This window comes from Streptomyces chryseus (assembly GCF_014650755.1).
GTDB classification, from domain to species: Bacteria; Actinomycetota; Actinomycetes; order Streptomycetales; family Streptomycetaceae; genus Streptomyces; species Streptomyces chryseus.
Window position 1 is genome coordinate 54,458 of the sequence record NZ_BMVO01000030.1, and the last position, 10,883, is coordinate 65,340.

Here is a 10,883-nt window from a genome sequence, read left to right on the forward strand (position 1 = left end):
CGTCGGCGGTAGGTGTCTCTGGTCTCCGGGTGTGCTGCCGGGTGTTGGAAGTGCTTCGACTGCTCGCGGGCCGAGGCGTGCCGCCGTCCGGACCGGGCGGCTCAGGAGGCCGCATTACAGGCTTCGCGTCCGGCTGTCGATGGTCCGGACGGGCCCCCTCCGGGGCTGCCGGCGCGCTCGATCCGCCGGCTGGGTCGGGGCGCGATACCCCGGTGGCGGGATTTCATGTGCGATCCACCAAGACCCGTACCGCAACTGGCCGGTTTTCGCCTCAGTGGTGTTGTGACGTGGGACACATCAATCTGACCCCCGGGAGGGGGTGAAAGGGGCATTCCCGGCAGCAAGGGGGCGGAATGAAAGATTCGGGTGGCGCGAACGAAACGTTTCGACATTGCCCGGTCATTACCGAGGCTTGACCGTGATCTGTCCTGCTTCATAGCCTTCGAAATGTGCTCGCACCGATGACCACGGTGTATCGGCACCTCAAAAACCAATACCCGGGGGAGTCGTATGTACGACGTCATTGTTGTGGGTGCCCGCTGCGCCGGATCGCCGATTGCGATGCTGCTGGCCAGACAGGGGCACCGGGTTCTCGTGGTGGACCGGGCCTCATTCCCCAGCGACGCGGTATCGACCCACTACATCCACCAGGCCGGGCTGCTGCGACTCCAGGAATGGGGTCTGCTCGACGAGATCATCGCCGCCAAAACCCCGGCACTCCGGAAGATGAACTACTCCTACCGGGGGATCGATCTCAACGGCTTCGCCGACCCCGTGGACGGTATCGACGCCGTCTACTGCCCGCGCCGCACCGTGCTGGACGAGATCCTCGTCAACGCCGCCCGTCGGGCCGGCGCCGAGGTCCTCGAAGGGTTCACCGTATCCGACCTGACCTTCACCGACGGCCGCGTCACGGGCATCCGCGGACGCGAAGGGGACGGCCCCGAGCGGGAGTTCCGGGCCACCGTGGTCATCGGCGCCGACGGCTTCCACTCCACGGTCGCCAAGCGCGTCGGGGCGGAGCTGTACAACGTGCGCCCCGCCGCCGGCTTCATCTACTACTCGTACTACAGCGGTCTCGACTGGGGTCTGCACCACAAGACCGGCTTCAACGAGAAGTGGTTCGGCACCTGGCCGACGAACGACGGCGTCAGCATGCTGGCCGTCATCTGCACCCGGCGCCAGCTCAAGGAGTTCCGCCAGGACGTCGAGGCCGGCTTCCAGGGCGTGTTCGACGACGTGTCCCCCGAGATGGGCGTGCAGCTGCGTGATCAGGGCCGGCGCGAAGAGGACTTCAAGCCGATGCGGTACCCGGACAACTACTACCGCCGCGCCTACGGGCCCGGGTGGGCGCTGGTCGGTGACGCCGGCTACCACAAGGACCCGTACACCGGGTGGGGGATCACCGACGCCTTCCTGCACGGCGAGCTCCTCGCCGAGCGCGTTCACCAGGGCCTGACCGGCGAGCGGCCGATGGACGAGGCGCTGGCCGAGTACAACAAGCTGCGCGACGAGGAGAGCGCCGGCGTCTACGACTTCACGACGACGCTCGGCGAACTCACCGAACTCCCCCCGTTCTTCCAGGCGACGATGAGCGCGATGAGCGCGAGCCAGGAGTGGACCAACAAGATGCTCGGCCTGATCGGCGGAGTCGTGCCGGACTACGAGATCTACGCGCCGGACGCCCTTGAGCGCCTCTACGACGAGGCCGGCGTGCCGCAGGAGCAGCGGATCTACGACCCGGCGGGCTGACGGCCGGCGGCGCCGGCCGCACCGGTCCGGCCAAGGGCGCTCCATGCCGAGCGCCGTGCGTCGCGCGTGCCCTCACCGGCCGCCGCGCCGGCGCTCCGCGCGCCCCTCTCCCGCGTACCCGTTCACGCGTGCGCGTCGAGTTCTTCTGGCGCCGGCGGCCGGTCCGGCCGCCGGTGTCCCCTCGGTGGTCGTCCCTCACCGGCCGGGCGTGTTTCGCCTGCCCAGGCCGGTCCGGCGCACCTCTCACCCACATTCCCCCTTCACTCCACATGCCGTCCCGGCATTCCCGGGGCCCGGTGCGGCCTTTTTCGGGAGGCCCCGGGTCAACGGATTACGGAATTCCGGCATCGCATTCCATACGCTTCACCCCCTGAGGGAGTCCAGCAGATGACGCGTGCGTCCAGCATGTTCGAACTCATCAGTGAGCAGGACGAGGAAAGGCCCTATTTCGAGACCGGCGGTATCGGCCGGTCGCACGAGTTCTACACCGGTGAGGAGCAGCACCGGCGGGAGATGTCCCGTATTTACGGACGGCGCTGGCTCCCGGTCGACCACGTGTCCCGGTTGAAGGAGAAGGGCTCCTACACCACCCTGAACATCGGCACCGGCTCCGTCCTGCTCCTCCACGGGGACGACGGCATCCAGGCGTACCACAACTACTGCCGCCACCGGGGCTACAAGCTCGTCGAAGAGGCCGCCGGCAAGCGGCAGAGCCTCGTCTGCCTCTATCACTGCTGGGTGTACGACCGCAACGGCAAGCTCAAGAGCCTCAACGGCACCTACCTGGACCACTTCTTCGAGAAGGAGAAGAACGGCCTGCTGCCCGTGCGGACCGAGGTCCGGTACGGCGTCGTGTTCATCGCCTTCTCCGACGACGCCCCCGACCTCGACGCCTCGCTGGGCGAGTTCGGCGAGTTCGCCCGCGTCTACGAGCTCGCCGACCTGGAGTGCGCCGAGGCGAAGGACTACCCGGTCGCCTCGAACTGGAAGCTCGTCGCGCACAACGTCAACGAGAGCCTCCACTTCCCCACGGCCCACAAGGACCTGCACCGCATCACGGACTTCGACGACGCGGGAACGTACGACCTCAAGGGCGACATCGTCGGGGCGTGGCAGTCCATCCGCGGCGGCTACAACTCCGTGTCCATGACGGGCCGCAGCGGCCGGGAGCCGATGCGGCTGGTGCCCGAGGCGGACCGGCAGAAGATCAACTGGATCACCATCCTGCCCAACCTGCTCTTCGGGTTCACGGCCGACTACGTGATGATGCAGTGGGTCTGGCCCGAGAGCCCCGGCACCTGCTTCGTCCGGCACTTCTGGCTCTTCCACCCCTCCGAGACCGCCAAGCCCGACTTCTCCCACGAGGCCGTGTTCGCGCTGTGGGACAAGGCGAACTACGAGGACTGGGAGATGTGCGAGCGCACCCACCGGGGCCTGTCGAACCCGCTGTGGGCGCCCGGACAGCTCTCGCTCGACGAAGAGGTCGTCTCGCAGATCGACTCCTGGGTCGCCGCCGAGTGCGCGGAGACGGCCGAGGGTTCTGACACCGCCGCGGACGGCGAGGGCGCCACCGAGGCCCGGAAGACCGCGGGGTGAGCATGAGAGCCAACTGCTTCATCATCGGCGGCACGCGGGTCCTCACCCAGTGTGCCGCGCAGCTTCTCGACGCCGGGGTGCGGATCGAGGGCGTCTTCAGCGACGACCCGGCGGTGACGGCGTGGGCGGACGCGCACGCGGTTCCCGTGCTCGACCCACGCGGCGACCTGGCGGCGACGCTCTCGGCGCAGCCGTTCGACTACCTGTTCAGCATGGTCAACTTCCGGATCCTGCCCGCCGGGATACTCGACCTGCCGAACGTCGCCGCGATCAACTTCCACGACGGGCCGCTGCCCCGCTACTCCGGCAGCCACGTCCCCGCCTGGGCGTTGTACGAGGGCGCGTCCCGGCACGCGGCGACCTGGCACCGCATGACGGAGGCCGTGGACGCCGGCAGCGTCCTGCTGGAGCGCTGGTTCCCCGTCCGTGAGCACTCCACCGCCCTGTCGCTGACGTACGAGACGGCCGAGGCGGGCATCGACCTGTTCGCCGCGCTCGTACCGCATGTGGTGGCGCGCACCCTGCCCGAACCGGTCGACACGAGCGACCGCGAGCGGCGTTTCTACCGGCGGTCCGACCGGATGGCGTCCGGCGGCCTCATCCACGCCGGCACCCTGGCCGTCGAGGCGGTACGGCTCTCCAAGGCCCTGGACTACGGCTCGTTCCCGAACCCGCTCGGCGTGCCCACCCTCGTCACCGAACAGGGCGCGGTCTTCACCCGGCAGGTCAGGCTGATCCCGCGCGACGAGCCCCGCACCGAGACCACCGTGCTGTCGGTGACCACGTCGGCCATCACCCTGGCCGCCCCCGACGCCGACCTCGTGCTGAGCGACTGCACCGCCGTCGACGGAAGCGCCCTGAGCGGTCAGGCCGCCGCACAGCGGCTCGGCATCACGCCGGGCGCGCCGCTGCCCGCCACCTCGGCACAGCGGCTGGCCGACATCGCCGCCGCCCAGAAGCCACTGCGGGCACACGAGCCGTGGTGGCGCGCGCGGCTGGAGCGGCTGCGCCCCGCCCCGCTGACCGCTGACGACTTCTCCGCCGCAGGGGCCCACTACGGCCGCTACGAGCTGGCCTTCACCCCCGCCTCGCGCGAGGAAGCGGTCGCGGTCGTACGCGCCTTCCTCACCGTCGTCGCCGAGCGCACCGGGGAGCACACCTTCGACTTCGCCTGGTCGCCGCCGGCCGCGCGCATCCTCGCGGAGAAGACGCACGGCATCGCCGCCGCGCGCTTCCCGGTGCGGTTCGACGGCGACTCCACCCGGTCCCTGCGGGACAAGCTGGACGAGGCGGCCGCCCGCCACGGCTACGCGAGCGACCTCGAACTGCGCCTCGGTCTGGCCGGGCGCCCGCTGGGCTCCGACGAGCCGAGCTTCACCCGGGTCATGGTGCTCGATCGCAGCGCGGGCGAAGAGGCTTCCGCCGAACCGCACACCGAGATCGCGCTGCTGTGCCTGCAGGACGGCCCGCCCGCGGTCTTCGTACGGGAGACCGCGATGGGCGAGGAGGAGGCGCTGGAGTTCACCGAGCAGGTCGAGGACATGGTCCTGACGGCCCTGCTCCACGGCGAGGACCCCCGTCCCGACGCACCCACCGAGGTGCCGTCCGCGGCGCGGCCCGACGACTCCGCCGCCCCTGCGGCCGGGACGCTTCTGGACCTGTTCGCCGCCACGGCGGCCGAGCGGCCGGAAGCCACCGCCGTCCGGGCCGGCGCCCGCACGCTGGACTACGCCCGCCTGGACGCCTGGGCGGACGCCGTCGCCGCCCGCCTGCACGACCAGGGCATCGAGTCCGGCTCGGTGGTCGGCGTACTCATGGAGCGGGACATCCCGCTGATCCCGGCCATGCTCGGCATCCTGCGGGCCGGCGCGGCCTTCCTGCCCCTGGACCCGGGATACCCCGTGGAGCGGCTGGAGCAGTACGTCGAGGTCTCGCAGTGCGACCTGATCGTCACCGACGCCCGCACCCACGCCCTGGGAGCCTCGCTGGGCCCCGCACTGCGGGTGCCCGAGGCGGACGGCTCGGCGCAGGCGGTGCCGCCCCGGGTCGCCGCCGACGACCTTGCCTACCTGCTGTTCACCAGCGGGTCGACCGGCAACCCGAAGGGCGTCGAGGTCGAGCACGGCGCGCTGGCCAACTTCCTCACCGGCATCAACGAGCGCCTGGCCGTGTCGCCCGACGACACCGTGCTCGCCCACACCACCGTGGCCTTCGACATCTCCCTGCTGGAGCTGTTCCTCCCGCTGACGGCCGGCGCGACGGTCGTCCTCGCCTCGCGCGAGACGGCCGGCGACCCGTTCCGACTGGCCGAAGTGGCCGCTGAGGTGACGGTCGCCCAGGCCACGCCGAGCCTGTGGCGCCTGCTGCTGGGCACCGGCTGGACCCCGCACCCGGAGCTCACGGTCCTCTCGGGCGGCGAGGCCCTGCCGCCGGCCACCGCCGAGCGCCTGCACGCACCGGCCCGCGCCCTGTGGAACCTGTACGGCCCGACCGAGGCGACGATCTGGGCCTCGTGCCACCAGGTCACCTCGGTGGGCTCCTTCCTGCCGCTGGGCGAACCCCTGCCGAACATGGAACTCCACGTCCTGGACGCGGAGCTGGAGCCGTGCGCGGCCGGAGCGACCGGCGATCTGTACATCTCCGGCACCGGACTCGCCCGCGGCTACGCCGGCCGGCCGGACCTGACGAACGACGTCTTCACCGTCCACCCGGCCACCGGCGTACGGCTCTACCGGACCGGCGACGAGGTACGGCTGCACGCGGACGGCGCGATCGAGTGGCTCGGCCGCTCCGACGCCCAGGTGAAGGTGCGCGGCAACCGCATCGAGCCCGCGGAGATCGAGCGGGTGCTGGAGAGGTGCGCCGGCGTCACCGCCGCCGTGGTGGTCGCGGCGCGGTTCGAGGGACGCGGCGAACCGAGGCTGACCGCCTACCTGGTGGGCGACGGCATCCCGGCCAAGTCCGAGCTCGACGCGTTCGTCGGCGGTTCCCTGCCCGGCTACATGGTGCCCGACGCCTACGTCCATCTCGACGCCCTGCCGCTGACCGACAACGGCAAGGTCGCGCGCGCCCGGCTTCCGCTGCCCACGCGGGAGACCATCATCCGCTCCGGCGCCGGGGCCGCCACGACACCGGCGGAGCCGGTGGAGTCCGCGGAGCCGATCGAGCCGGCGGTGACCGGCATGACGGCGGACGCGCTGGCGGAGTCGGTCGCGCGGGTCTTCGCGGCCACGCTGGAGCACCCGGACTTCGACGTGAACGCCAACTTCTTCGACCTGGGCGGGGACTCGGTCAACGTCACGTTCGCCGCGGTCGAGCTCAGCCGCGAGCTGGGCGCGGACATCACCGCGCCGTCGATCTTCGCCTCCGGTACGCCGGTGAAGCTGGCCCGGCTGCTGGGCGCGGAGGGCGTCGTACGGCTGCTCGGACCGGATGCCGGGGAGGCCGCGACCGTACCGGCTCCGGCCGAGCCCGTGGCCGCGGCGACCACGCCGACGGCACCGGCCGCCGCGCGGCCGGCGCCGGCGGATCCCATCACGACGGCCGCCGACGACGGCGCGCTGGCCGTCATCGGCATGGCGTGCCGGTTCCCCGGGGCCGCCACGCCGGACGAGTTCTGGCTCAACCTCGTCAACGGGGTGTCCAGCGTCGGGCATGCCCCGGACGGCAAGCGCGGCTGGGCCCACCTGTGGTCCGACGCCGGTGCCGACGAGGTGGCGATGGGCTGGGTGGACGGCGTCGAGTACTTCGACGCCGCCCGTTTCGGACTCACCGACCGCGAGGCCCGCCGTATGGACCCCCTGCAGCGGGTCCTGCTCAGCGTGACGGCGGAGGCCCTGGAGAGCTGCGGCCACGACCACGCCTCCCTCGGCGCCGCCACCGGCGTCTTCGTCGGCACCATCGCGAGCGACTTCCCGGAGCTCGTGGCGCGGAGCATCGGGTATGGCGACCCGCACGTGGCGACGGGCACCGCCGCCTCCATGGTCGCCAACCGGCTGTCGCACGTCTTCGACTGGGCGGGGCCGAGCTTCGCCGTCGACACGGCGTGCTCGTCCTCCCTCGTCGCCCTGCACCAGGCCGCCATGCACCTGCGGGCGGGCGATGTGGACGCCGCCGTGGTCGGGGCGGCGAACCTGGTGCTCACCCCGGACAAGACGCGCTCCTTCGCCCGCAACGGGATGCTGTCCCCGCAGGGGGAGTGCCGCGCCTTCGACGAGGCGGCCGACGGCTATGTACGAGGAGAGGGCGCCGGCGCCGTCATCCTCAAGCGGCTCGCCGACGCCGAACGCGACGGTGACCCCGTCCTCGCCGTGATCCGCGGCACGGCCGTCAACCACACGGGGGGAAGCGCGGGCTTCCTCACGGCGCCCAGCCGACCCGCTCAGGAAACGGTGCTGCGCAAGGCGCTGGCCGGATCCGGTCGTACCGCGGCCGACATCGGTTACGTCGAGGCGCACGGCACCGGCACCCAGCTCGGCGACCTCATCGAACTGGAGGCCCTGCACGCGGTCCTGGGCGGACCGGCCGGCCGGCAGCCGGTCGCGGTGGGCTCGGTGAAGACCAACATCGGCCACCTGGAGCCCGCCGCGGGCATCGCCGGACTGATCAAGACGATCCTGGCTCTCCAGGCGGCGCACATCCCGCCGTCGCTGAACTTCGACACCCCGAACAAGTCCTTCGACTTCGACAACTCGCCCCTGTTCGTCGCCGACCGGCCGCTGCCGTGGGGCAGCGGCCCGCGCGTGGCGGGAATCAGCAGCTTCGGCTTCGGCGGCACGAACGCCCACGCGGTGGTCGAGGCAGGTCCCCCGACGGCACCGGAAGACGCGGAGCCCGGTCCCCGGCTGCTGATCCTGTCCGCAGGGTCGGACGAGGCGCTGCGCACCCTGGCCCACCGGCTCGTGCTGATGCTGCGTTCCCCGTACTGCCCGTCCTTGGACGCGCTGAGCGCGGCCAGCCGGCAGCGGTCGGCAGCGGCCCACCGGCTGGCCTGCGTGGCGGACAGCGTCGAGCAGCTGGAGGACAAGCTGCGGCTGTTCCTGGCCGGGGTCGAGGACACCCGGTCCCTCTACGCGGGCGTGGCCTCCGAGCCCACGCGTACCCTCGCCGAACCCATGGGCACCGGAGCGGACCGGGAGGCGCTCGACGCGGCGGCCCACGCGTTCGTGACCGGCGCGGACCTGCCCGCCGGGGAGCGGCGCCGCGCGGGCGTGCGCTTCCCGACCGCCCCGCACGAGGAGAAGTACCTCTGGCTGGAGCCCGCCGAGCAGCGGCGCGCCGACGTGCGCGACCGTGCGCCCGGCCCGACGAAGAGCACGTGGACGGAGCACCCGGAGGCCGCGGAGCACGTGGTCCTCGGCAAGCCGACGCTGCCCGGCGCCGGGTACCCCGGCAAGGTCGCCGAGTTCATCGACCGGACGCGGTTCGGCCTGCGGGACCTCACCTTCCGGGCGGCCGTCGAAGCGCCCGCGACCCTCACGGCCGCACGCGACAACGACGCGGTCGCCTTCCGTGACGGCACCGGCGCCCTGGTCTGCACCGCGGACCTGACCGGGCCCGAGCAGCCGTCGCTCGTCCCTCCCGCCTCCGACGAGGGCTTCACCGCCGTCGAACTCGGCGCGATGTACGACGCGTTCGAGCACGCCGGGCTCAGCTACGGCGCCGGATTCCGGACCGTGGCCACGCTGTCCGTGGCGCCGGGACAGGCGACGGGTGTGCTGCGCGGCGCCGGGCGGACCGCCGGTGCGGTGGACGCCCGGCTCCTCGACGGCGCCTTCCAGATCGCGCTCGCCGCGTGCGGCGCGCAGGGGCTGTACGTGCCGTTCACCGTCGAGCGGCTCAGCGTCCTCGGCCAAATCCCCGACACCGCCCGGGTCTACGCCCGGCGTGACCGGGACACCGGGCCGGACTCCGGTCTGCTGACCGCGAGTCTGGTGGTTCTCGACGGTGACGAAGCCGTCCTGGAGGCCCGCGGGATCACCTGGAAACGGCTCTCCCCGGCGCCGTCGTCGGGAACCACGGGACGTGACACCCGGAACGGTCACCACCCCGCGCCCGCGTCGGCTCCGGCGCCGGTCACGGCGCCCGTGTCCAACGGCCACCGTGCCGGGGCGGCTCCCGGCCGTCCCGCTGCCGGCCGTCTCGACGCGGCGCTGGCCCGGTGGGTGGCGGCCGCCCTGGAGCTGGACGTCGAAGAACTGGAAACGGACCGCCCGCTGCAGGAGCAGGGGCTCGATTCGATGCTCGCGGTCTCGCTGGCCCAGGACATCCGGGCCAAGCTGGGCGTGGACATTCCGGTGACGCTGGTCCTGGAGGTCGGTACGGTCGACCGGCTGGCCGCCGAGCTGCGGGACGAGTACGGGGTCACCGCGGCACCCGCCGAGGCGGGCAGCCCGGCCATGGGCGACTCGGCTGCGGGCGGTGCTCCGCAGCCAGTCGCGCCCGAGCAGAGCCCCGCGCCGGTTTCGGCCCCGGAGACGGTGCGGGCCCCGGCCCCGGCCCCGGAGACCGTGCAGACCCCGGCCACCGTGCAAGCCTCCCACCGGGTCCCGGAGCCTGCGGCAGAACAGCCTGTCGCCGCCCTGGCCGGTGACGTGGACCTGAACGACATCGCCATCGTCGGCTTCGACGGCGTCTTCCCCAAGGCCGGGAACCTTGACGAGCTGTGGCGGGTTCTGCTGGAAGGCGAGGACTGCCTGAGCGAGGTGCCCGCGTCCCGGTGGGACATCGACTCGTACTACGGGACGGAGGGCAAGCCCGGCACCGTCTACCTCAGGCGTGCCGGCTTCATCGACGGGCTGACCGACTTCGACGCCGGCTTCTTCCGGCTGTCACCCGCCGAGGCCGAGTGGATCGACCCGCAGCAGCGCCACCTCGTCCAGTCCGCCTGGCGGGCCCTGGAGGACGCCGGCCTGGCGGGGCAACCGCAGCCGTCCACCGGCGTGTTCGTCGGCGCCAGCTACCAGCACTACCGCGACATGGTCGTCGGAGACGTCGTACAGACGGCGGCGGGCCTCGGCAACCACAACGCGATCCTGGCGAACCGGGTGAGCTACTTCCTGGATCTGCACGGGCCGAGCATGACGATCGACACGTTGTGCTCGTCGTCCCTGGTCGCCCTGCATACGGCGGTACGCAGTATCCGTGACGGCGAGTGCGAGCAGGCCATCGTCGCCGGCGTGCACCTGGCCATGTCGCCGCAGTACTTCCAACTGGGCGCACGCCTGCGGTCGTTCTCCCCGTCCAATGCCCTGCGTCCGTTCGATGCGGGGGCGGATGGGTTTGTGCCGGGTGAGGGTGTGGTGACGGTGGTGGTGAAGCCGTTGGGGGCGGCGTTGCGGGACGGTGACCGTGTCCGGGGTGTGATCAGGGGGAGTGCGGTCAATCACGGGGGTCGTACGAGTGGGTTGACGGTGCCGAGCAGTGCGGCGCAGTCGGAGGTGATTGTGGCGGCGTTGAGGGATGCGGGGGTGTCGCCGGAGTCGATTGGTCTGGTGGAGGCGCATGGGACGGGGACGGGTTTGGGGGATCCGATC

Annotated in this window: 3 protein-coding genes; all 3 read left to right on the top strand. The window is 71.9% G+C overall.

The genetic code is table 11. The features are described 5' to 3' along the window. Positions 1 to 510 precede the first annotated feature (510 nt). Entirely contained in the window at positions 511 to 1,752 is a 1,242-nt protein-coding gene (locus IE185_RS29265) for an NAD(P)/FAD-dependent oxidoreductase (RefSeq protein ID WP_138896421.1), read from the top strand. 387 nt (positions 1,753 to 2,139) lie between these two features. Next, positions 2,140 to 3,348, top strand: a complete 1,209-nt coding sequence (locus IE185_RS29270) for an aromatic ring-hydroxylating oxygenase subunit alpha (RefSeq protein WP_229843760.1) — start codon at positions 2,140 to 2,142, stop codon at positions 3,346 to 3,348. Positions 3,349 to 3,350: 2 nt separating this feature from the next. Further along, positions 3,351 to 10,883: amino acid adenylation domain-containing protein (locus IE185_RS29275; protein WP_189716337.1), on the top strand; the 7,533-nt coding region annotated here is incomplete at its 3' end.